Origin of the sequence: Mycobacterium sp. SMC-13, assembly GCF_045311035.1 — a bacterium.
Taxonomy (GTDB): domain Bacteria; phylum Actinomycetota; class Actinomycetes; order Mycobacteriales; family Mycobacteriaceae; genus Mycobacterium.
The window spans coordinates 101,355-122,519 of the sequence record NZ_JBJIAI010000016.1 but is presented as its reverse complement, the minus strand read 5'-3'; the positions used below and the strand labels follow the sequence as shown (position 1 = coordinate 122,519).

At 67.5% G+C, this 21,165-nt stretch carries 20 protein-coding genes; 9 read left to right on the top strand and 11 right to left on the bottom strand.

The genetic code is table 11. The features are described from left to right. The first annotated feature begins 148 nt into the window (after positions 1–148). The 5 genes from ssb (at position 149) to ACJH6I_RS21940 (ending at position 8,438) form a co-directional block, all read left to right on the top strand. Positions 149–598 carry a single-stranded DNA-binding protein gene (ssb, locus tag ACJH6I_RS21960; protein WP_346414337.1) on the top strand — a complete coding sequence of 150 codons (450 nt, stop codon included), beginning with the start codon at positions 149–151 and terminating at the stop codon, positions 596–598. 181 nt (positions 599–779) lie between these two features. Continuing rightward, on the top strand, positions 780–2,453 hold the full coding sequence (gene ettA / locus ACJH6I_RS21955) for an energy-dependent translational throttle protein EttA (protein ID WP_212812356.1): 1,674 nt from the start codon (positions 780–782) through the stop codon (positions 2,451–2,453). 55 nt (positions 2,454–2,508) lie between these two features. Next, positions 2,509–7,368: an NAD-glutamate dehydrogenase gene (locus ACJH6I_RS21950; RefSeq protein ID WP_406784484.1), complete on the top strand. Its 4,860-nt coding sequence runs from the start codon at positions 2,509–2,511 to the stop codon at positions 7,366–7,368. Between the two features lie 7 nt (positions 7,369–7,375). Then, complete coding sequence (locus tag ACJH6I_RS21945) at positions 7,376–7,789, top strand: thioesterase family protein (protein WP_020102240.1); 414 nt, start codon at positions 7,376–7,378, stop codon at positions 7,787–7,789. Positions 7,790–7,802: 13 nt separating this feature from the next. Then, positions 7,803–8,438 (top strand): hypothetical protein, encoded by a 636-nt coding sequence (locus ACJH6I_RS21940; RefSeq protein WP_406784483.1) that lies wholly within the window; start codon positions 7,803–7,805, stop codon positions 8,436–8,438. 27 nt (positions 8,439–8,465) lie between these two features. Here the strand turns inward: ACJH6I_RS21940 and ACJH6I_RS21935 are convergent, their stop codons facing one another. Together ACJH6I_RS21935 and ACJH6I_RS21930 are read right to left on the bottom strand one after the other, a co-directional pair. Further along, the gene (locus tag ACJH6I_RS21935; protein WP_346414340.1) at positions 8,466–8,957 is read right to left on the bottom strand and encodes a pyridoxamine 5'-phosphate oxidase family protein; all 492 of its coding nucleotides are present in this window, start codon (positions 8,955–8,957) and stop codon (positions 8,466–8,468) included. A gap of 63 nt (positions 8,958–9,020) precedes the next feature. Next, complete coding sequence (locus ACJH6I_RS21930; RefSeq protein WP_346414341.1) at positions 9,021–9,422, bottom strand: nuclear transport factor 2 family protein; 402 nt, start codon at positions 9,420–9,422, stop codon at positions 9,021–9,023. An 87-nt stretch (positions 9,423–9,509) separates the two neighbouring features. Here ACJH6I_RS21930 and ACJH6I_RS21925 point away from each other — a divergent pair, with 87 nt between their 5' ends. Further along, positions 9,510–10,100: a helix-turn-helix domain-containing protein gene (locus tag ACJH6I_RS21925; RefSeq protein WP_346414342.1), complete on the top strand. Its 591-nt coding sequence runs from the start codon at positions 9,510–9,512 to the stop codon at positions 10,098–10,100. 50 nt (positions 10,101–10,150) lie between these two features. On the opposite strand, the gene ACJH6I_RS21920 is transcribed toward ACJH6I_RS21925, so the two are convergent. The 8 genes from ACJH6I_RS21920 to ACJH6I_RS21885 all read right to left on the bottom strand — a co-directional run bounded on the left by ACJH6I_RS21920 (position 10,151) and on the right by ACJH6I_RS21885 (position 17,976). Further along, positions 10,151–10,816 carry a cyclase family protein gene (locus tag ACJH6I_RS21920; protein WP_406776065.1) on the bottom strand — a complete coding sequence of 222 codons (666 nt, stop codon included), beginning with the start codon at positions 10,814–10,816 and terminating at the stop codon, positions 10,151–10,153. A gap of 33 nt (positions 10,817–10,849) precedes the next feature. Continuing rightward, positions 10,850–11,773, bottom strand: a complete 924-nt coding sequence (locus ACJH6I_RS21915; RefSeq protein ID WP_346414346.1) for an SDR family NAD(P)-dependent oxidoreductase — start codon at positions 11,771–11,773, stop codon at positions 10,850–10,852. Continuing rightward, positions 11,770–13,347 (bottom strand): NAD(P)/FAD-dependent oxidoreductase, encoded by a 1,578-nt coding sequence (locus ACJH6I_RS21910; RefSeq protein ID WP_346414347.1) that lies wholly within the window; start codon positions 13,345–13,347, stop codon positions 11,770–11,772. Before ACJH6I_RS21910 ends, ACJH6I_RS21915 begins: the two co-directional genes overlap by 4 nt. Before the next feature lie 11 nt (positions 13,348–13,358). Beyond that, positions 13,359–14,240 carry a metal-dependent hydrolase gene (locus tag ACJH6I_RS21905; RefSeq protein ID WP_346414348.1) on the bottom strand — a complete coding sequence of 294 codons (882 nt, stop codon included), beginning with the start codon at positions 14,238–14,240 and terminating at the stop codon, positions 13,359–13,361. Between the two features lie 24 nt (positions 14,241–14,264). After that, complete coding sequence (locus ACJH6I_RS21900; protein ID WP_346414349.1) at positions 14,265–15,146, bottom strand: metal-dependent hydrolase; 882 nt, start codon at positions 15,144–15,146, stop codon at positions 14,265–14,267. Positions 15,147–15,292: 146 nt separating this feature from the next. Further along, complete coding sequence (locus ACJH6I_RS21895; RefSeq protein ID WP_346414350.1) at positions 15,293–16,000, bottom strand: TetR/AcrR family transcriptional regulator; 708 nt, start codon at positions 15,998–16,000, stop codon at positions 15,293–15,295. 3 nt (positions 16,001–16,003) lie between these two features. Further along, the gene (locus tag ACJH6I_RS21890) at positions 16,004–17,572 is read right to left on the bottom strand and encodes an alpha-amylase family glycosyl hydrolase (RefSeq protein ID WP_406776064.1); all 1,569 of its coding nucleotides are present in this window, start codon (positions 17,570–17,572) and stop codon (positions 16,004–16,006) included. Beyond that, positions 17,572–17,976, bottom strand: a complete 405-nt coding sequence (locus tag ACJH6I_RS21885; protein ID WP_212814902.1) for a globin — start codon at positions 17,974–17,976, stop codon at positions 17,572–17,574. Before ACJH6I_RS21885 ends, ACJH6I_RS21890 begins: the two co-directional genes overlap by 1 nt. Before the next feature lie 132 nt (positions 17,977–18,108). Here ACJH6I_RS21885 and ACJH6I_RS21880 point away from each other — a divergent pair, with 132 nt between their 5' ends. The 3 genes from ACJH6I_RS21880 (at position 18,109) to ACJH6I_RS21870 (ending at position 19,507) form a co-directional block, all read left to right on the top strand. Then, positions 18,109–18,750, top strand: a complete 642-nt coding sequence (locus ACJH6I_RS21880; RefSeq protein ID WP_212812343.1) for an HNH endonuclease — start codon at positions 18,109–18,111, stop codon at positions 18,748–18,750. A gap of 63 nt (positions 18,751–18,813) precedes the next feature. Further along, the gene (locus tag ACJH6I_RS21875) at positions 18,814–19,044 is read left to right on the top strand and encodes a hypothetical protein (protein ID WP_029105398.1); all 231 of its coding nucleotides are present in this window, start codon (positions 18,814–18,816) and stop codon (positions 19,042–19,044) included. After that, positions 19,031–19,507, top strand: coding sequence for a DUF5130 domain-containing protein (locus ACJH6I_RS21870; RefSeq protein ID WP_020102225.1), 477 nt, complete (start codon positions 19,031–19,033; stop codon positions 19,505–19,507). Before ACJH6I_RS21875 ends, ACJH6I_RS21870 begins: the two co-directional genes overlap by 14 nt. A gap of 119 nt (positions 19,508–19,626) precedes the next feature. On the opposite strand, the gene ACJH6I_RS21865 is transcribed toward ACJH6I_RS21870, so the two are convergent. Continuing rightward, positions 19,627–20,865 carry an alkane 1-monooxygenase gene (locus ACJH6I_RS21865; protein ID WP_346414352.1) on the bottom strand — a complete coding sequence of 413 codons (1,239 nt, stop codon included), beginning with the start codon at positions 20,863–20,865 and terminating at the stop codon, positions 19,627–19,629. Between the last annotated feature and the right edge of the window lie 300 nt (positions 20,866–21,165).

The following is a 21,165-nucleotide window of genomic DNA, read 5'->3' as shown; positions in this document are numbered from 1 at the left end:
CCCCATCCCGGGTTATCCACAGTTCGCGATTCATCCACAACCGGCGCCGCTCTGGGAGCGGCGCCGGTTCTTTTGTCGGTGCCTGACGGGGCAATGGACGCACAGGCCGACGAGAACGCCGGCAACACCGAAATGGATGGAGAAGCACATGTTCGAGACACCGATCACCGTGGTCGGCAACGTCGTCACCGACGTGGTCGCGCGCCGGGCCGGGGAGAGCAACGTCGCCACGTTCCGGATGGCGAGCAATTCGCGGAAGAAGACCGAGGACGGCTGGGAGCCCGGCAACTCGCTGTACGTCACCGTCAACTGCTGGGGCCGGGTGGCCGACGGGGTGGCGGGCCGGCTGTTCAAGGGCGACCCGGTGGTGGTCGTCGGTCACATCTTCACCAACGAGTACCTGGACAAAGAGGGCAACCGGCGGTCGTCGATGGAGGTCAAGGCGACGTCTGTCGGTCCGGACATGGGCCGGTGCCAGGTCAAGATCGATCCCCGGCGGCCGAACCCGATCGAGCAGGAGCCATCGCAGGCGGAGCCCGAGGCCGGCCCCGAGTCGCCCGAACCCGAGAATTCCGGCGCGCTGGTGCTGTCGGCATAGGGGAAATGCCGGGGCGCCTCACGAGGCCCGTCGCGGGGCGCCCCGACCGCGCCATCGGGCGATTTGGCGGCTTGCCTAGGATGGTCAGCGAGTTTTCGCGGGGCCGCGCCACTTCCAGTGTGCAGGGGCTCGCGCTACGAGAACGCTTCGACGAACAGCCAACGAAAGGCATGACGACGGCATGGCCGAATTCATCTACACGATGCGCAAGGTCCGCAAGGCGCACGGCGACAAGGTCATCCTCGACGACGTCACCCTGAACTTCCTGCCCGGCGCGAAGATCGGTGTCGTCGGCCCCAACGGCGCCGGTAAGTCCAGCGTCCTGAAGATCATGGCCGGCATCGACAAGCCCAACAACGGCGACGCCTTCCTGGCACCCGGGGCCACCGTCGGCATCCTCATGCAGGAGCCCGAACTCGACGAGACCAAGACGGTGCGGGAGAACGTCGAGGCCGGTGTCGCGGTCAAGGCCAAGCTCAACCGGTACAACGAGGTCGCCGAGCTGATGGCCACCGACTACACCGACGAGCTCATGGAGGAGATGGGCAAGCTCCAGGAGGAGCTCGACGCCGCCGACGCGTGGGACATCGACTCGCAGCTGGAGCAGGCCATGGACGCGCTGCGCTGCCCGCCGCCGGACGAGCCCGTCACCCACCTGTCCGGTGGTGAGCGCCGCCGTGTCGCGCTGTGCAAGCTGCTGCTGAGCAAGCCCGACCTGCTGCTGCTCGACGAGCCCACCAACCACCTGGACGCCGAGAGCGTGCTGTGGCTGGAGCAGCACCTCGCCGACTACAAGGGCGCCATCCTCGCCGTCACCCACGACCGGTACTTCCTGGACAACGTCGCCGAGTGGATTCTCGAGCTCGACCGCGGCCGCGCCTACCCGTACGAGGGCAACTACTCGACGTACCTGGAGAAGAAGGCCGAGCGTCTCGAGGTTCAGGGCAAGAAGGACCAGAAGCTGCAGAAGCGCCTCAAGGACGAGCTGGCCTGGGTGCGTTCGGGCGCCAAGGCCCGCCAGGCCAAGAACAAGGCGCGCCTCGGACGCTACGAGGAGATGGTCGCCGAGGCCGAGAAGACGCGGAAGCTCGACTTCGAGGAAATCCAGATTCCGACGCCGCCGCGTCTGGGCAATGTCGTGGTGGAGGTCGACAACCTGAAGAAGGGTTTCGACGATCGCGTCCTGATCGAGAACCTGTCCTTCACCCTGCCGCGTAACGGCATCGTCGGCGTCATCGGCCCGAACGGTGTCGGTAAGTCGACGCTCTTCAAGACCATCGTCGGTCTGGAGCAGCCGGACGCCGGCACCGTGAAGGTCGGCGAGACGGTCAAGCTGTCGTACGTCGACCAGAGCCGCGCGGGCATCGACCCGAAGAAGACGGTTTGGGAGGTCGTCTCCGACAAGCTCGACTACATCGAGGTCGGCCAGAACGAGATTCCGTCGCGGGCCTACGTGTCGGCGTTCGGCTTCAAGGGACCCGATCAGCAGAAGCCGGCCGGTGTGCTCTCCGGTGGTGAGCGCAACCGCCTGAACCTGGCGCTGACCCTCAAAGAGGGCGGCAACCTGATCCTGCTCGACGAGCCGACCAACGACCTGGACGTGGAAACGCTGTCTTCGCTGGAGAACGCGCTCGAGCAGTTCCCCGGTTGCGCCGTGGTCATCAGCCACGACCGCTGGTTCCTCGACCGCACCTGCACCCACATCCTCGCGTGGGAAGGTGACGACGAGGACGAGGCCAAATGGTTCTGGTTCGAGGGCAACTTCGGTGCCTATGAAGAGAACAAAGTGGAACGACTTGGAATCGAAGCGGCGCGTCCGCACAGAGTGACCCACCGCAAGCTGACTCGCGACTAACGTCGCACGTACGTGCCGATTGCGGCACGACGGCGCGACGTCAGGAGCAAGTCGGATGACGGAAAATCGGGGCGGACTCAGCGGCACGACGCGGTCCGCCGGTGCGGACGGCAACGCTGGTCTCGCACGGGCATATCTGCTGACCTACCGCGGCCCCAGCGATGGTTCGCCGGCCGACGGTGGGGTCACCGCCCCGATCGACGTCGCGATGGCGACCCGCGTGTCCCCGGAGTTGCTGGCGGCGCACTATCGCCTCGGTCATCGCCGGTCGACGGGGGAGACCCTCGTCGCGATCTACTCCGCCGACGATCCCGGTCGCTTCGGCCCGGCGCTGCAGATCGTCACCGATCACAGCGCGCTGCTGATGGATTCGGTGATGGTGCTGCTGCATCGCATCGGTGTCGCCTACACCGCGATCATGAGTCCCGAGTTCCGGGTGCGGCGTGATGCGGCGGGCGAGGTCGTCGCGATGGGTCCGGCGGGTGACCCCAGCGCCCCGGCCGACGGCGTCGACGAGACCTGGATCCATGTGCAGCTGGCGACCATGGGTGACGGCAAGGCCGTCGCCGAGGCCGCGGCTGTGCTGCCGCACGCCCTGACCGACACGCGGGCGGTGGAACTCGATACGCCGGCGATGAACGCCGCGCTCGTGGGGTTGGCCAACGCGCTCGACGCCGACCACAACGGCCGGTTCCCCGGCTACGACCGGCGTGACGTGGCGGCCCTGCTGCGCTGGCTGGCCGACGGGCACTTCGTCCTGCTGGGCTACCAGCAGTGCACCGTGGAGGACGGGCAGGCGCAGGTGGACCCGGCGACCCGGCTCGGCGTGGCCAAGCTGCGCACCGACGTGCTGCCGCCGCTCGCGGGCGACGACGAACTGCTGGCGGTGGCCCAGGCCACCATGCCGAGTTACCTGCGCTACGGCGCCTACCCGTACATCGTGGTGGTCCGCGAGAGCGCGGGGCCGAACGGTCCGGCGCGTGAGCACCGCTTCATCGGTCAGTTCACCGTGACCGCGGGTAACGCCAATGTGCTTGAGATTCCCTTGATCTCACGTCGCGTCAACGAGGCATTGGCCTTGTCCCAGGGAGATCCGAGCCGGCCCGGGCAGCTGATGCTCGACATCATCCAGACCATTCCGCGCTCGGAGCTGTTCTCCCTGACCGCGCGCGACCTCGTCGCGATGGGCAAGTCCGTCATCGACCTGGGTTCGCGGCGGCGCGCGCTGCTGTTCCTGCGCGCCGACAAGCTGGCCCACTTCGTGTCGTGCCTGGTGTACCTGCCGCGCGACCGCTACACCACCGACGTCCGGCTGGCCATGCAGGACATCCTGGTGCGCGAACTCGGCGGCGAGAGCATCGAGTACACCGCCCGGGTCAGTGAATCGCCTTGGGCCGTCGTACATTTCACCGTCCGGCTGGGCGAGTCCGCGAGCCCCGCGACCATCGACACGTCGACCGCCAACGAAACCCGTATCCAGGGTCTGCTGACCGAGGCCGCCCGTACCTGGGGCGACCGCCTGATCGGGGCGGTCACGCCCGGCACCATCACCCGCGCCGAGGCCGAGCACTACGCGGTGGCGTTCCCCGAGGTCTACAAGCAGGCGTTCACGCCGGCCGGTGCCATCGAGGGCATCAGCATCATCGATCAGCTGCAGGACGACAGCGTCAAACTGGTGCTGGACTATCCCGAAGCCGGGCCCGACGACGACGGCACCGCCCAACTCACGTGGTATCTGGCCGGCCGGTCGGCCTCGCTGAGTGAGCTGCTGCCGATGCTGCAGTCGATGGGCGTGGTGGTGCTGGAGGAGCAGCCGTTCAACGTCGTGCGCGCCGACGGCATGCCGGTGTGGATCTACCAGTTCAAGATTTCCCGGCACCACTCCACCGTCGACGCCCCGGAAGCCGAGCGCGAAGTCATCGCCACCCGCTTCGCCGACGCGGTCACCGCCATCTGGCAGGGCAAGGTGGAGATCGACCGGTTCAACGAGCTGGTGCTGAGCGCGGGACTGACCTGGCAGCAGGTGACGATCCTGCGGGCCTACGCGAAATACCTGCGGCAGGCCGGTTTTCCGTACAGCCAGTCCCACATCGAGACGGTGTTGCGGGACAACCCGGCCACTGCGAAGTCGCTCGTCGAACTCTTCGAGGCGGTGTTCGACCCGACCGGGGCCGACGCCGCGGATCGCGCCCAAACGGCCGCGGCCGCCGTTGCCGCGGACATCGACGCCCTCGTGAGCCTCGACACCGACCGCGTGCTGCGGGCCTTCGCGGCGCTCGTGCAGGCCACCCTCCGCACCAACTACTACGTGACGGCGCCCGGCTCGGCGCGGCAGCGAAACGCGTTGTCGTTCAAGCTCAACCCGCAGCTCATCGACGAATTGCCGCTGCCCAGGCCCAAATACGAGATCTTCGTGTACTCGCCGCGGGTCGAAGGCGTGCACCTGCGGTTCGGCAACGTGGCGCGCGGCGGCCTGCGCTGGTCGGACCGGCGGGAGGACTTCCGCACCGAAATCCTGGGCCTGGTCAAGGCACAGGCGGTGAAGAACGCCGTCATCGTGCCCGTCGGTGCCAAGGGTGGCTTCGTGCTGAAGTCGCCGCCCGCCCCCACCGGTGACGCGGCTGCCGATCGCGATGCCCTGCGCAACGAAGGCGTCGCCTGCTACCGGCTGTTCATCGCCGGCCTGCTCGACGTCACCGACAACGTCGAGACGGCCACCGGCGCTGTCGTGCCGCCGCCGCAGGTGGTGCGCCGCGACGGCGACGACGCCTACCTGGTGGTCGCCGCCGACAAGGGCACCGCGACGTTCTCCGACATCGCCAACGATGTCGCCAAGTCATACGGCTTCTGGCTCGGCGACGCGTTCGCCTCCGGTGGTTCGGTGGGTTACGACCACAAGGCGATGGGCATCACCGCCAAGGGCGCGTGGGAGTCGGTCAAACGGCACTTCCGCGAGATCGGGCACGACACCCAGACGCAGGACTTCACCGTCGTCGGCGTCGGCGACATGAGCGGCGACGTGTTCGGCAATGGCATGTTGCTGTCCAAGCACATTCGCCTCGTGGCGGCCTTCGACCACCGGCACATCTTCCTGGACCCGAACCCCGATGCGGCCCGTTCGTGGATCGAACGCGACCGGATGTTCAAACTGCCCCGGTCGAGCTGGGACGACTACGACAAATCGCTCATCAGCGAGGGCGGTGGCGTCTACAGCCGCGACCAGAAGTCCATCCCGATCAGCCCGCAGGTCCGCGCGGCACTGGGCCTGGCCGCCGACGTCACCGAACTCACGCCGCCGGCGCTGATGAAGTCGATCCTGCTGGCGCCGGTCGACCTGTTCTGGAACGGCGGCATCGGCACCTACATCAAGGCCGAGACCGAGTCCGACGCCGACGTCGGTGACCGCGCCAACGACGCCATCCGGGTCAACGGAAACCAGGTGCGCGCCAAGGTCGTCGGCGAGGGTGGCAACCTCGGTGTGACGCAGCGCGGCCGCATCGAATTCGATCTGGCCGGCGGCCACATCAACACTGACGCCATGGACAACTCGGCGGGTGTGGACTGCTCCGACCACGAGGTGAACATCAAGATTCTGGTCGACGCACTGGTGACCGCGGGCAAGGTCGCGGCCGCCGAGCGCACCGACCTGCTGATGTCGATGACCGACGAGGTCGGACGTCTGGTGCTTGCCGACAACATGTCGCAGAACGACCTGATGGGCACCAGCCGCGCCAACGCCGCCAGCCTGCTGCCGGTACACGCCGCCCAGATTCGCGACCTGTCGAAAGAACGCGGGCTCAACCGCGAGCTGGAGGTGCTGCCGTCGGACAAGGAGATCCGCCGGCGGATGGAGACCGGGCTGGGGCTGACGTCCCCCGAGCTGGCCACCTTGATGGCGCACGTGAAGCTCGCGCTCAAGGAAGACGTGCTGGCCAGTGACCTGCCCGACCAGGAGGTGTTCGCCGGTCGGCTCCCGGGCTACTTCCCGGAGGAGTTGCGGGACCGGTTCGCCGCGGACATCCGGTCGCACCAGCTGCGCCGGGAGATCATCACCACGATGCTGGTGAACGACCTCGTCGACACCGCCGGCATCACCTACGCCTACCGTGTCGCCGAGGACGTCGGCGTCGGGCCGGTCGATGCGGTCCGCAGCTACGTCGCGGTAGACAAGATTTTCCGGGTCAACGAGGTGTGGCGGGACATCCGGGCGGCCGGCATGGCCGGTGTCCCGGTGGAAGTCACCGACCGCATGACGCTGGATCTGCGTCGCCTGATCGACCGGGCCGGGCGCTGGCTGCTGAACTACCGGCCACAGCCGCTGGCGGTCGGCGCCGAGGCCAACCGGTTCGCGGCGAAGGTGGCCGAGCTCACCCCGCAGATGGCGCAGTGGCTGCGTGGCGACGACAAGGCCATCGCCGAGACCGATGCGGCGCAGTTCGTGGCCGCCGGTGTCTCGCCGGACCTGGCGTACATGGTGGCCACCGGCCTGTACCAGTACAGCCTGCTGGACGTCATCGACATCGCCGACATCGCCGAGCGTGAGCCCGCCGAGGTCGCCGACACGTACTTCGCGCTGACGGACAACCTGGGCATCGACAACCTGCTCACCGCGGTCTCCGAACTCAGTCGCAATGACCGCTGGCATTCGTTGGCGCGCTTGGCGATTCGGGACGACATCTACGGGTCCATCAGGTCGCTGTGCATCGACGTGATGGCGGTCGGTGAGGTCGACGAGACCGGCGAGCAGAAGATCCACGAGTGGGCGTCGACCAACAGTTCCCGGGTGATGCGGGCCCGGCGGACGCTGACCGAGATTCTGGGCGACGAGGTGCGTGACCTGGCGACCCTGTCGGTGGCCGCGCGGCAACTGCGGAGCATGACCACGAGAACGACGGGAACGGGCAATCAGGGATGATGGGAGGGTGACTGAACGCTTCACGACGCCGGTACCGGTGCGCTGGTCGGACATCGACATGTATCAGCATGTCAACCACGCCACCATGGTGACCATCCTCGAGGAGGCGCGGGTTCCGTTCCTCACCGAGCCCTTCGCCGAGGACGTCGCCACCACCGGCCTGCTGATCGCCGAGGTCAACGTGAAGTACAAGGACCAACTGCGCCTTGTCGATTCACCGCTGCAGGTGACCATCTGGACCAACCGGCTGCGCGCCTGCGACTTCACGCTGGGCTATGAGGTGCGGTCGGCGCAGGCCGATCCGGATTCCAAGCCGGCCGTGATCGGGGAGACCCAACTGGCCACCTTCAACATCGAGCGACAGATGCTGGTGCGCATCGCCCCGCATCAGCGGGAGTACCTGCAGCGTTTCGCGCGATGAGCAGGGTGCACCGATGAGCGAGCGGGGCATCTGGCTTGCCGACGCCGCCCAGGCGCAGAACCTGGCCACCTTCGTCGAGCGCGTGCTGCGTCTTGACGAGGCAGCCGTGGTGCGGTTGCGGGCGCGCGGCGAGGGCGTCGTCGTTGCTTGGGCCGCAACGGGTTTCGAGGTGCTGGCGGCGCGCGTGGTGAACGGTCGGGTGTCGCCCACCGACCTGTGCGCCGGGGCCGACGCCTTGAGCCGCGAGCTGCCCGGCTCGGGCCGGATCGATCCGGGCTTCGCGATGGACTCGGCGTGGCGCGGTGCGCTGCCGCCCGACGACGGGTTCAGCCACCTCGACGATGTGCCGGCGGCCGCGGTGCTTGAGTTGTTTCAGCGCGGCGTCGAACTGGCCCGCGAGCACAGCGGGCCGCAGGGGCCGCCACCGTCACTGCTCGACCAGGATGTCCTCACCGTCAGCGCCGGCGACATCGAGGTGGGCATCCCGATGCGTTGTGTATTCGCTTTGACCGCCATGGGTTTCGTGCCCGACCCGCTGCCCGACAACGAGGTGGTCCGGGTCCGGGTGCATCCGACCTGGCTGCGCATCGACGCGCGGTTCGGCTCGGTGTACCGCCGCCGCGGTGGCCCGATCCTGCTGTCGCCCTAGGGCTGGGCTGGATCGGGCAAGCGCGAATCAGTGCTTGCGGACGACGTGCTCGGCTTTACCGGGCTTCCACACCGTGATGTCGAGGTGTCCGTCTGCCACTTCGACCGCGGACGCCCCGACCAGGTTGGCGCGATAGCAGTGCTCGAACTCCTGGCCGCGGATGTCGAAGCCGGTCTGTTCGTACAGTGCCTCGGCGAACCGCCGGTGCAGGGCCTTGTCCTGCACGTCCTCCACGACACCCCACAACTTCGCATCGCCATCACCGACGTGGGTGTCGACCGTCGCGGTGTGCAGGCAGAAGCGCGGATCACGGGCGAGGTCGTCGAACTTCGTGGTGTGCGGCATGCCCGAGATCCACAGTTCGTCTTCGAAGAACCGTGGCTCCATGGGGCTGATGCGCGGAAATCCGTCCGAGCGCAGCGTGCCCAGCATGCACAGGTTCCCGGTGGCGGTATGTCGGCGGACGAAGGTGGTTGCGATTCGCGGCGCGACGTCCGCGAACTCTTTCCAACTGGTCATGTTCGCGACGGTAGTCCGCGGCGCGCGGCCTGAAAACCCTCCAGAGGACTCAGTCCAGATCCGTCAGCTCGCAACGAGAGCGTCGTGCCAGCGTTGGGTATCGGTGATCTGGACCAGTCCGACGACCTTGCCGTCCCGGATGGTGATGTCGTGGACGAACGCCGCTGAATACTGCTTCCCGGTGGCGCGGCTGCTGCCTCGGTAATAACCGAACGCGATGATGCGTTCGTCGTCGATGACGACGAATTCGTCTGGCTGGGGCGTAATTTCGAAGTGGGTGGCCGCCTCGCCCCAGACCTTCGACAACATCGTCTCGGGGCTGTCGACGTCGCCGCCCAATCCGAACGGCATGCCCGCGCTGACCCGGCCGGTGAAGTCGGGGTGTAGCAACGCCGCGAGGCCGGCGGGGTCATGCGCGGCGAATGCCGCGTACAGGTTCGTCGCTATGTCGCTGGGTGTGCTCATGGTGATCTCCCTCGGGACGAAACCAGCGCGTCGGACTGGTTTTAGAGTGATTGCTCTAAAACCGTATTAGAGCATATCCTCTAATACATGGGAAGACCGCCGCGGCATTCTGCGGACGACTTCGTGGATGCCGCGATCCGGCTATTTGCCGAAGGCGGCGTGCGGGCGCTCACGATGAATGCGGTGGCCCGCGAAATCTCTGCCCCGAGTGGGTCGATCTACCACCGGTTTCCCGACCGGGCAGCACTGTTGGCTGCCGTCTGGTTTCGTACCACCGGCGACTTCCAGCGTGGCTATCTCGATGTCCTCGGGAATCCCGTCACGCCCGCCGGCGCCGTCGACGCCGCGGTCTGGATCGTCGACTGGTGTCGCACACACCTAGCGGAAGCTGTTGTGCTGCAGGCCGGGGTGCGTGCGTTCGATCCGGACGAGTGGGCGGAGGCAGCCCGAACGGATTTGGCGGTGCGGGACGAGAACAGCAAGCGCGACATCGACAAGGCAATTCGACTACTGGCCAAAACATCTGGCCGTCCTGTCGATCAGATCGCGTTCGCATTGCTCGATCTGCCGCTGGCCGCCGTCCGGCGCCATCTGCTCGCCGGCGAAGTACCGCCCAAGCGGACCGGCAAGCTGGTGCGGGACATGGTCGGGCTGCTGCTCGGCGTTGCCGGCGACTAGCCGGCCAGACTCGTCAGCGCGACGTCAAGGTTAGGCCGGCCGGTCCGCCGTCAGTCAGGGATGGTCGCGTATGCCCGGACCGGGAAGGTGCCGAACCCTTCGATCCGCGGTGGGACGGCGGTGAAGCGGGCGCCGCGGGCCGGTACCGACGCCAGGTTGGTCAGGTGCTCGACGACGTGAATCCCGTTGCCCAGCAGCGCGGTATGGATGGGCCGTCGACCTTCGGCCCCCGGGCCGGCGTCATCGATGTTGACGGAGTCGATACCGACGAGCGCGACCCCGCGGCTCACCAGGAGCTCGGTCGCGCCCTCGGAGAGATACGGCGCGTCGACGGCGTAGGCCGGGGTGCCGAAATATCGATCCCACCCGGTGTCGATCAGCACCGCACAGCCGGCGTCGATGTCATCGGGCAGCTCGGCGGCGGCGACCGCGCGTGCCGTGACGTCCCGACGGTGCACGACGATCGTCGGCAGGTCCACCAAGGTGTTCAGGTCGAGGCCGGCCAGGTCGGCGCCGTTCTCGTAACGGTGAAACGGGGAGTCGAGGTAGGTGCCGGTGTTGCCGACCATCGTGATCGCGCCGATCGCGAATTCGGTGCCGGCGGCATAGACGTCGCGGGATGCCTCGCGGGTCAGGTGGTCGCTGATCGACGGTGCCGGCAGCCCCGGATAGGTCACCAGCCCCGCACGAATGGTGTGAGACAGATCGACGAGCATGGTGGGCCTTTCCCGCGCGGTTGACGACCAACCTTAGCGAGCCGGGACGGCCTCCTTCGCGGCGGTCGACGGCGTCACCCGGTCGAGCAACGGCCCGGCCAGCTTCCCGAGCAGATCGAACGAGAAGGGCTGTGTCATGCGGCGATTGACGCCCGGTGCGAGGCGGTGCATGACATACCCGAGCCAGGCCTCGGCCCGCACGGGCACCACCGCCAGGTCATAGCTGACGGCCCGCACCACGGCCCGCGCCACGAGGCCGGGGCTCATCGGTGAGAACGGCAGCTTTTCGGCGAACTCCTGCAGTTGCCTGGTGAGACGTTGGGCCTGTGCGACGAGCGCGGGGTCCACGCCGACGGTCACCGCGCGGTCGCCGATGTTCGTGTTGATGACGCCGGGGCAGATGGCGCTGATCCCGATGCCGTACGGCCTGAGCTCCAGGCGCAGGCACTCACTGAGCATCTTGACCCCCGCCTTGGACACCGAGTACGGCGCCATGACCGGTGTCGGCGTGAACGCCGCCGCCGATGCGATGTTGACGATGTGACCACCCCGGCCGCGCTCGGCCATCTGCGCACCGAACACCCGGCAGCCGTGCACCACGCCCATCAGGTTGACGCTGAGCTGCTTGTCCCAGTCCGCCGCGGACAGTTCGAGGAACGGCCCGCCGACGACGATCCCGGCGTTGTTGACGACGACGTCGGGCACCCCGTGCTCGGTGCGAACGTCAGATGCGAAGGCCTCCCAGTCCTCCGGATCGGTGACGTCCAGCCGGGCTGCCGACACGCGGCGGCCGGCGCCTTTGATCATGGCGGCGGTCGCTTGTGCCGAGTCGAGGTCGATGTCGGAGACGACCACGTGCGCACCGCCTTTGGCGAAGCGGATCGCGGTGGCGCGCCCGATGCCGCTGCCGGCACCGGTGACGACCACGAGCTGTGGGTCCAGGCTGTTGATCTTCATCCGGCGTCCTTCGCGGTGGCTGCTACTTGGTCGGCATCGGCGGTGCCGGTCCCGTACCGATACACGTCGAGGTCGTAATGGCGGTTCTGCCAGTACATCTCGCCGTGCGTCGTCGGCCGGAACGGGGAATCACCGTGATAGTCGATGTAATACGTGTTGGACCCTGCGCAGGTGGGCGTGAACAGGACATTGCGCGCCTGCCGGCGGAGGCAGTACCGGAAATAGGCGTCATGGACTTCGTGCCGGATCTCGACCTCCCGGGCGCCGCGACGCTTGGCTTCGGCGATCGCGCGACTCAGGTGTGCCGCGGTGGCCTCGATCATCCACAGGTACGACCCGAGCACGAAGCCGTAGGGCCCGGTGATCATGAACATGTTCGGGAAGCCGGGTACGGACACGCCCTGATAGGCCTGAAAACGATTGACCGCCCAGAACTCCGCGGCATCGAGCCCGTCGCGGCCGACGACGGGGAAGGGCGGCACCGAATCCCGTTCCCACAGTTTGAATCCGGTCGCGCAGATGAGGACGTCCACCTGGTGCTCGACACCGTCGGTGGTCACCACGCCGGTCTCGGTGATGCGCTCGATGGCGTCGGTCACCAGGCTGACGTCACTGCGATTGAACGTCTTGAGGTAGTCGTTGGACATCGACGGGCGCTTGCAGCCCAGGCCGTAGCGGGGGATCAGTTTCTCCCGGGTCGCCGGATCGCTGACCTGGCTGCGCATCCACGCCCGCACGGGTGCTTCGGCGAGCTTGCGCGTGGCCTCGACCAGCCAACCCGGCCCGGTGAGCATTCCGCCCATCCCGATCTCGGTCGCGACGGTACCGACGGCGCGCAGCCCGGACCGCACCTGGCCGATCTCCAGCACTGCGCGGGTGATGCCGTGAATTGTGCTGTCGGGCTTGGGAAACACCCAGATCGGCGTCCGCTGGAAGACCGTGAGGTGCGCCACCTCGTCCACGATCGCCGGCACCAGTTGCAGCGACGTCGCGCCGGTGCCGATGACCGCGACCCGCTTACCGGCCAACTCGACGTCGTGATCCCACAGCGCGGTGTGCATGAGCACCCCGCCGAAATCCTGCAGACCGGGAATGTCCGGCAGTTTGGGCCGCTCGAGCCCGCCGACCGCCATCACCACGTGGCGGCCCGTGATTTCTGCGCCGCCGTCGAACGTCAACCGCCACATGCTGTTCTGCTCGTCGAACGCCGCACCGGTCACGATCGTGTTCAGCCGCAGCTTGTCGCGCAGGCCGTACTTGTCCACCATGTCGTCGGCGTAGTCCCGCAGCTCGTTGCCGGGCGCGAAGACGCGTGACCAGCCGCCGCGCTGCTCATACGAGAAGCTGTAGATGACGGATGGGATGTCCACTGCCACACCCGGATAGGTGTTGGCGTGCCAGGTGCCGCCGACGTGATCCCACTTGTCGACGATGACGAAGTCGTGTATTCCCTTGCGCTGGAGCGCGATGCTGGCGCCGATGCCGCCGAACCCGGCCCCGACGATCACCACCTCATGATCGGGCTCGTGTCGCTCCGCCGTGGCCGACCGTGCGGCCTTCGTGCTGGTGGTCATGTCCGGCCCGGCTACCGAACGTAGCCGACGAGCTCGCCGTCGGCGCCGAACAAGTCGTGCTGCCACCGGGCGAGGAGCTCGTCGGTGGGCACGTCGTCGGGGTGGAAGCCGGGCCGCAGGTACTCGGCGATCTCGCCCAGGAAGCCGCGGAGCAGGGGTCCGCGGAAGACGCCGTAGGTCTGGCGCAGCACCGTGATCGGTCGCGGCCATGCCGTCGGGTCCAACAGGATCGACAACGCCACCGCGGCGGTGACCACGGGGATGGTCAGGAAGTACATGAACCACATGACCGCGATGCGCGTGCGCTCGGAACCGCCCACCGACCGGTAGACGTCGAAGGCGACGGACTTGTGCTCGAGCTCCTCCATGGCGTGCCAGTTCAACAGGCGCCAGACTTCGGGATCGCCTGGGATCGCCTGGATTTCGTCGTTCGACAGCACCCGCGCGCCCAGGACCGCGGTGTAGTGCTCGGCGGCGGCCGTCATCGCCAGATGCACCTTCGCCGGGATCAACTTCTCGATGCGCAGCACCACCTTCTGGCGCACGCTCGTCGGGGCGAACAGCAGGAACCGCACGAGGGGATAGCCCATGTCGGCGAGCTGGGTGTTCAACTTGCGGTGTTCCTGGCCGTGCACGGACTCCTGGCCGATGAACCCTGCGACGCGCTTCTTCAGTACCGGGTCGGTGATCTGGTCGGAGAAGCGGCGAACGGACCGGATGAATGACTCCTCGCCGGGCGGGAAGGAACCGGACAGCACCGCCACCAGGTGGCTGAACACGATGTCGCCCTCGACGAAATGCCGGTGCAGCGGTTCGGGTTCGCCGAACCGGAACCGCATCCGCCGCACCTTGGGAAAAGCGACCGCGTGCGCGGTGATCGGGTCAGCACTCATGATCGATTCCTTCCGTTGTGCCGGCTATCTGAGGTGGTCGACGAGGACGCCGTCGGTGCCGAAGAGGGTGTCGCGCCACTGCTGGGCCAGTTCGGTCGTGTCGACGTCGTCGGGGTGGAAGCCAGGGCGTAGGTAGACCGCGAGGTCGGGCAGCAGGCCCTTGAATATCGGGCCGGTGAACAGCTCGTACGTCTCGCGCACCAGGCGGTCGGGCCGGCGCCGCGCGACCGGGTCGGACCCGACCGAGACGGCAAGCGAAACGAGCGTCACCGGGAGCAGCAGTGCGCACGCCGCCACCATGACCGCGATGCGGGTGCGCTCGGTGCCACCGACGGCGCGGTACACGTCGAAGGCCACCGACTTGTGCTCGAGTTCTTCCAGCGCATGCCAATTCAGCAGATGCCACACTTCCGGATCGGCCGGGATCGATTGCAACTCGTCGCTCGACAACACCCGTTCGGCCAGCACCGCGGTGTAGTGCTCCGCGGCGGCCGTCAATGCCAGATGCACATGAGCGGGCAACCGGTCTTCGAGCCGAATCCGCCTGTCTTTGAAGGATTCTGAATCCCACCACGCGATGGGGTAGCCCATCGCGATGAGCTTCTCGTTGAGGTGCCGATGTTCCTGTCCATGCATCGACTCCTGGCCGATGAAGCCGGCGACCCGTTTCTTGAGCTCGGGATCGGTGATGCGGTCGGCGAATCGGCGGACCGATCGGATGAAGCCTTCCTCGCCGGGCGGAAATGCGCCCGAGAGACCGGCGACGAAATGGCTGAACACCATGTCGCCGGCGACGAAGTACTTGCGGCTCGCTTCCTCGTTGAAGCGGAAGCGGATTCGCCGGGTCCGGGGATACACCTCCCCGGCGTTCCGCGCTGACGTGGGTTGCGCACTGCGTACGGCCATGCCGCCCGCCTTTCCTCGAACATTCAGTAACTAGTACCGCGAGTTCTAGTAGTTCGAAGTTACGACGGCGTGCGCCATTGCGCAAGGGTTTTGGATAATGACGTTTTCTGAGCGGGCGCGGCGGCCCGGGTGGGCCGGGGACCGGTTCAGTCGGTGGTGCCGAACAACGCCATCTGTTCGTCGGGTGCGATGACGACGCCGCGGGCAGCGGCCGCCGCCGACACCGCACCCCAGATCACGGGCGTCAGTTGCGCGATGAGTTCGTCTTTACCGATCGTCGGCTCGTTGAGCCAGCGCAGCACGCCGAGTGCCACGGCTCCGAGAATCGCGTCGGCCGTGTATTCGAGGTGGTCGCCGTCGCCGCCATGGGCGCGCACCATCGCCGCGAGCACCTCGGTCATCGCGCTCGACAGATTGCGGCCGTTCTCGAGCAGCTTGGTCCGGGAATGGTCGTCGCTGAAATGGGAGCCGACGACGAAGCGAAAGAGGTTGGGCCGCTCGGCCACCAGGTCGACGTAGGCGGTCAGTGCGGAACTCACGAGCTCCAATGCCGTCGCGGTGACGTGGAAGCAGGGCATGACGCGCTGCACGATCAGTTCCTGCATGCGCTCGCCGACCGCGGCGAACAACGTCTCCTTGTCGGTGAAGAAGCGATACAACTTCGGCCGCGGGACGCCGGCGGTTTTCACCACGTCGTCGATCGACAGGTCGGGGCCGTACTCGTCGATGGCGCGCAAGGTGGCCTCGATCAGGTCGGCCTTCACCGTCGCGCGATGCGCCCGCCAGCGGTCGGCCCGTGCGTCACCCGTCGGTGCGGACATCCGCACCGCGACACGGGTGGCGTCCACGGGCATGGGCTAATCGTAAGTCAGCCAGAGGGCCGTGTCGGGTGGGATTCGCCCGTCGGGCAATGGTCCACTCGCGAGCACCACCCGGCCGCCGGGCGTGTCGACCGTTGTGCTGCCCGCGTTCAGCAGGCACACCAGGCCGTCCTCGCACTGGAATGCCAGCAGGTCGTCCGCGGTCGGCAGCCACCGCACCGACCGACCCAAAACTGTTCGGCCCCGGCGTAATTCGATTGCGCGCCGGAAGAGCGACAGTGTCGAATCCGGGTCCGCGGACTGCGCGGCGACCGTCAACGGCCCCCAGCCGTCGGGCATCGGGAGCCACGTCCGCGCGGTCGGCGAGAACCCGTACGGGGCGCTGTCGCCGGACCAGGGCAGCGGCACCCGGCAGCCGTCGCGGCCCCGCTCGGTGTGGCCGGAACGCTCCCACACGGGGTCCTGCAGGACGTCGTCGGGCAGCTCGACGTTGGGCAGCCCGAGTTCTTCGCCGTTGTAGACGAACACCGCGCCCGGCAGTGCCAGCATCACCAGCGCCATCGCCCGTGCTCGCGAAAGCCCCTGTGGGCCATCGCCGTAACGGGTCACCTCGCGTTCGACGTCGTGGTTGGACAGTGTCCACGTGGGCGGTGAGTCGGCCAGTTCGGCGGCGGCCAGCGAATTCTCGATCGCCTCGCGGACGGCCGCTGCGGTGAAATCGGCTCGTACCAAACGGAAATTGAAGCCCAGATGCAGTTCGTCGGGCCGGAGGTACTTGGCGAAATCCTCGTTGTCGAACACCCAGACCTCGCCGACGGTGGCGGCGTCGGGGTAGTCGTCGAGTACCGTCCGGATGCCGCGGTGAATGGCGTGCACGCCGTCGTTGTTGAACCGCGGATCGTCGACCCGGGTGGTGAGCATGACGCCTTCGGGATCGGCCATGTCCGGCAGGTCGGCCGGTTTCGCCATCCCGTGCGCCACGTCGATCCGGAATCCGGCGACGCCGCGGTCCAGCCAGAACCGCAGCGTCCGTTCCAGATCCGCAGGAACCTCCGGGTGGTCCCAGTTCAGGTCCGGCTGTGCGGCGTCGAACAGGTGCAGGTACCACTGGCCGGGGCTGCCGTCGGGTTCGGTGACCCGCGTCCAAGCGGGCCCGCCGAACACCGACCTCCAGTTGTTCGGTGGCAGAACGCCGTCCGGCCCGCGCCCATCGCGGAAGAGGTAGCGGTCGCGTTCGGGGCTGCCCGCGCCCGCGGCGAGCGCCGCCTGGAACCACGGGTGCGCCGAGCTGGTGTGGTTGGGGACCAGATCCATGGTGACCTTGATGCCCGCCGCACCGGCGGCGGCGAGCAGCCGGTCGAGCGCCGCCATTCCGCCGAACAGCGGGTCGACGTCACGCGGGTCGGCGACGTCATACCCGTGATCGACCATGGGGGAGACCATCACGGGGTTGAGCCACAGCGCGTCGACGCCGAGTGCGCGCAGATGGTCCAGGTGCGCGGTGACGCCGTCGAGATCGCCGACGCCGTCACCGTCGCTGTCGGCGAACGAGCGCGGGTAGAGCTGATAGAAGACCGCGCGGGACCGCCACCGCGGATCCGTCATCAGAACGCCGAGTTGACCATGTGCTGGGCGGCCATGTCGAAATAGTCGAGCAGCGCCTGCCGGTGCGCGTCGTCGATGGTCTCCGGGCCGATCGAGGCGAGCGCGCTGTGCATGCACCGTAGCCAGGCGTCACGCTCGAGGAAGCCGATCCGGAACGGGGCGTGCCGCATCCGCAGCCGGGGGTGGCCGCGTTCCTGGCCGTAGGTGCGGGGACCGCCCCAGTACTGCTCGAGGAACATCCGCAGCCGGTGCTCGGCGCCGTCGAGGTCGTCCTCGGGATACAGCGGGCGCAGGATTTCGTCGTCGCGGACCAGTTGGTAGAACCGCGACACCAGGAGATGGAAGGTCTCCGCTCCACCGACTTCGTCGTAGAACGACCGCTGCGCCTCTGTCACGGTCGCCATTGTCCACGAGGACGTGATGACGCGTTCCATGCGGGACTCGTCACGCGAAGTTCATCGAATGGTCCAGCTAAGACGCCAGAATTCTCGTGCGTTGTCTGTCGATCCGTGGTGAACTGTCAGCACGGAGGACGTATGTCGCAACGGAGGAAGGTCCGCGGCCACAGACTTCACGGCGCCGCGGCGGGTTCGCCTGTGTCGAGCCCGGCACTGTCATCACCCCTGCACGCAGTCGAATCAAGTCCCACCGACGGCTCGCTCTGGGGCCGCCGCCGCGTCCTGCTGCTGAATTCGACCTACGAACCGCTGACCGCGCTGCCCATGCGGCGCGCCGTGATCATGGTGCTGTGCGGCAAAGCCGATGTGGTCCACGCCGATCCGTCCGGTCCCGTCATACACTCGGCGACCCGCGCGGTCGCCGTCCCGTCGGTCATCCGGCTGCGTAGCTATGTGCGGGTCCCATATCGGGCCCGCATTCCCATGACCCGGGCCGCTTTGATGCACCGGGACCGGTTCCGCTGCGCGTACTGCGGAGGCAAGGCCGACACCGTCGACCACGTCGTGCCGCGCAGCCGCGGTGGTGAGCACTCCTGGGAGAACTGCGTCGCGGCGTGTGGCCCGTGCAATCACCGCAAGGCCGACCGGCTACTGAGCGAACTCGGCTGGACCCTGCACGCGGTGCCGTTGCCGCCCAAAGGACAGCACTGGCGACTGCTCTCGGCGGTCAAGGAGCTCGATCCGGCCTGGGTGCGGTATCTCGGCGAAGGCGCCGCCTGACATCCGCGCGCGGATTGCCCCTGTCCTCAGCGTGAGCGGTGCGCGTACTGATACGGTTTGCGCGTGAGCATTGCACTTACTCATTCGCTGCTCGGTGGCGTGCCGCTGGCGCTGCTGCTGGTGCTTGGCGCGCTGTTCTTGCTGCGCAAGAGTCCGCATCCGGACACCTACAAGATGACCGACAAGTGGACCCACGCCCCGATCCTGTGGGCGGCCGAGGAACCGGCGGATCACGGCCACGGCGGCCATGACTCGCACCTGACTGTGGGAGGTGGCGCAAGTGGCAAGTGGTAGCCAGACCGAGGTCGCAAACATCGATCCGGCCAACCTGCCGTACGGCTACGCCGTCACGTACAGCGGCCGCATCTCCGGCGTCACCGAGCCCGGTGAACTGTCGGTGCACTACCCGTTCCCGGTCAAGGACCTGGTGTTCCTCGACGACGCCCTGAAGTACGGCTCGCGCGCCGCCGGCGCCCGCTTCGCCGTCTACATCGGCGACCTGGGTGCGGACACCGCCGCCACCGCGCGTGAGGTGCTGGCCACCGTGCCGACGCCGAACAACGCAGTGCTGCTGGCCGTCTCGCCGAACCAGAAGGCCATCGAGGTCGTCTACGGCGCCGAGGTCCGCGGTCGCGGTATCGAAGAGGCTGCCCCGCTGGGTGTGTCCGCGGCTGCGGCGTCGTTCAAGCAGGGCAACCTGATGGACGGCCTGATCAGCGCGGTCCGCGTGCTGAGCGCCGGCGTCTCGCCCGCCTGATTTCATTCACCCTGCCGGGTGCGGACCACTGGTTCGCACCCGGCAGAGTGCTATCCAGGGTCGGCCGACCTGGCGCTGAGAGGTCGTTCACTCACGCGAATGTGCCGCGTCGGCAGGGTTCAGTGCGCGGCAGGGTAGCGCTTGCGCAGGCGGGCCTCATAGCCCGGCTGCAACGCGGTGCGGCTGATGTCGCCGTCGTAGTGCGCCAGCACGCGGGGATCCATCACCCGGCGCCACAGCGGCGGGCAGATGGCCAGCAGCAGCATCGTTCCGTAACCGCCCGGCAGCTGCGGCGCCTCATCGGCATGGCACAGCGCCTGGTACCGACGCATGGGGTTGGCGTGGTGGTCGGAGTGCCGCTGCAGGTGGAACAGGAAGACGTTGGCGATCACGGTGTTGCTGTTCCAGCTGTGCCCGGCGCGCACCCGCTCGTACCGGCCATTGGGCAACTTCTGCCGCCGCAGGCCGTAGTGCTCCAGGTAGTTGACCGTCTCCAGCAGGAAGATGCCGATCACGGCCTGGCCGAAAAGCCACGGCAGCACAATGGGTCCGAACCACACCGCCAGGATGATGAACAGCACGACGCTCAGCAGCCAGGCGTTGAGGACCTCGTTGTGCAGCGACCACTTGGACTTGTGCACGCGGGCGAGTCGCTCGGATTCCAGCTTCCAGGCCGACCGCAGACTGCCGATGACCGAACGGCCGATGAAGGCATACAGGCTCTCGCCGAGGCGCGAGCTGGCCGGGTCCTCCGGCGTCGCCACCCGCACGTGGTGACCGCGGTTGTGCTCGACGAAGAAGTGGCCGTAGCAGGTCTGGGCCAGGGCGATCTTGGAGAGCCGGCGCTCGGACATGCCGCGCTTGTGGCCGAGCTCGTGGGCGGCGTTGATCGCGATACCGCCGACCGTCCCGACCGCGGCCATGAGGCCCAGCTTGTCGGCCAGCGACATGCTCACCCAGCCGCCGCCGGCCCACAGCCAGCACGCGAAGATCAGCGACAGATACTGCGCCGGCAGGAAGAGGTGCGTGGCGATCCGGTAGAACGGGTCGTCCTCCAGGCTGCGCAGGTCGCCGGGAGCCTTCTCGGCCTCGGGGCCGACGATGTGGTCGAGCAGCGGGACCAGCCCGAACGTCAGCACCGACCCCGTCCACCAGAACGCGTCCATGCCGGTGAGCCAGACCAGCAGCCACGACAGGCCGACCATTCCGGGGGTGATGGGACCCAGCAGCCACACGTAGCGCTTGCCGTCGCGCCATTTCGACTTGGCAGCGGGGGCGGGCTGGGCGGCGGGAGTGTCGGGCGCCTCGGGCGCGTGGGGTTGCGACGCCTCCTGGCTCGCGCGCAATGCCGACAACACCCCGTATTCGTACCCGTATTCGGCCGTTTGCGCAAATACAAGTCGGTTGCCAGAGCCACTTCCTGTCCGTTTTCTCATCGTTATCCAGCAAATTGTTTGAGCCGTCAGCGCGCGAGGGTATTCGGGATGGTCGCCCGGCCTCGGTCCCGGCGGTTGGGCAGCCGTGGTCCGGTCGCCGCCGTCGCCACCAAACTTGCAGGTAGAGTGCCATACACCGATATGGGTGACGTACGACATACCGGGCGTCGGGCGGGGCGGACGACGCGCTGGCGGCCGGATCCCGCACGGCGGCGGAAACTC

Bases quoted from the DNA above. Each gene is read 5' to 3' on its own strand.
- ACJH6I_RS21895 (WP_346414350.1), bottom strand. From the start codon at position 16,000: ATGCCCGTGGACGCCACCCGTGTCGCGGTGCGGATGTCCGCACCGACG.
- ACJH6I_RS21950 (WP_406784484.1), top strand. From the start codon at position 2,509: ATGACGGAAAATCGGGGCGGACTCAGCGGCACGACGCGGTCCGCCGGT.
- ACJH6I_RS21900 (WP_346414349.1), bottom strand. From the start codon at position 15,146: ATGGCCGTACGCAGTGCGCAACCCACGTCAGCGCGGAACGCCGGGGAG.
- ACJH6I_RS21910 (WP_346414347.1), bottom strand. From the start codon at position 13,347: ATGACCACCAGCACGAAGGCCGCACGGTCGGCCACGGCGGAGCGACAC.
- ettA (WP_212812356.1), top strand. From the start codon at position 780: ATGGCCGAATTCATCTACACGATGCGCAAGGTCCGCAAGGCGCACGGC.
- ssb (WP_346414337.1), top strand. From the start codon at position 149: ATGTTCGAGACACCGATCACCGTGGTCGGCAACGTCGTCACCGACGTG.
- ACJH6I_RS21915 (WP_346414346.1), bottom strand. From the start codon at position 11,773: ATGAAGATCAACAGCCTGGACCCACAGCTCGTGGTCGTCACCGGTGCC.
- ACJH6I_RS21930 (WP_346414341.1), bottom strand. From the start codon at position 9,422: ATGAGCACACCCAGCGACATAGCGACGAACCTGTACGCGGCATTCGCC.
- ACJH6I_RS21905 (WP_346414348.1), bottom strand. From the start codon at position 14,240: ATGAGTGCTGACCCGATCACCGCGCACGCGGTCGCTTTTCCCAAGGTG.
- ACJH6I_RS21920 (WP_406776065.1), bottom strand. From the start codon at position 10,816: ATGCTCGTCGATCTGTCTCACACCATTCGTGCGGGGCTGGTGACCTAT.
- ACJH6I_RS21880 (WP_212812343.1), top strand. From the start codon at position 18,109: ATGTCGCAACGGAGGAAGGTCCGCGGCCACAGACTTCACGGCGCCGCG.
- ACJH6I_RS21885 (WP_212814902.1), bottom strand. From the start codon at position 17,976: ATGGCGACCGTGACAGAGGCGCAGCGGTCGTTCTACGACGAAGTCGGT.
- ACJH6I_RS21890 (WP_406776064.1), bottom strand. From the start codon at position 17,572: ATGACGGATCCGCGGTGGCGGTCCCGCGCGGTCTTCTATCAGCTCTAC.
- ACJH6I_RS21925 (WP_346414342.1), top strand. From the start codon at position 9,510: ATGGGAAGACCGCCGCGGCATTCTGCGGACGACTTCGTGGATGCCGCG.
- ACJH6I_RS21940 (WP_406784483.1), top strand. From the start codon at position 7,803: ATGAGCGAGCGGGGCATCTGGCTTGCCGACGCCGCCCAGGCGCAGAAC.
- ACJH6I_RS21935 (WP_346414340.1), bottom strand. From the start codon at position 8,957: ATGACCAGTTGGAAAGAGTTCGCGGACGTCGCGCCGCGAATCGCAACC.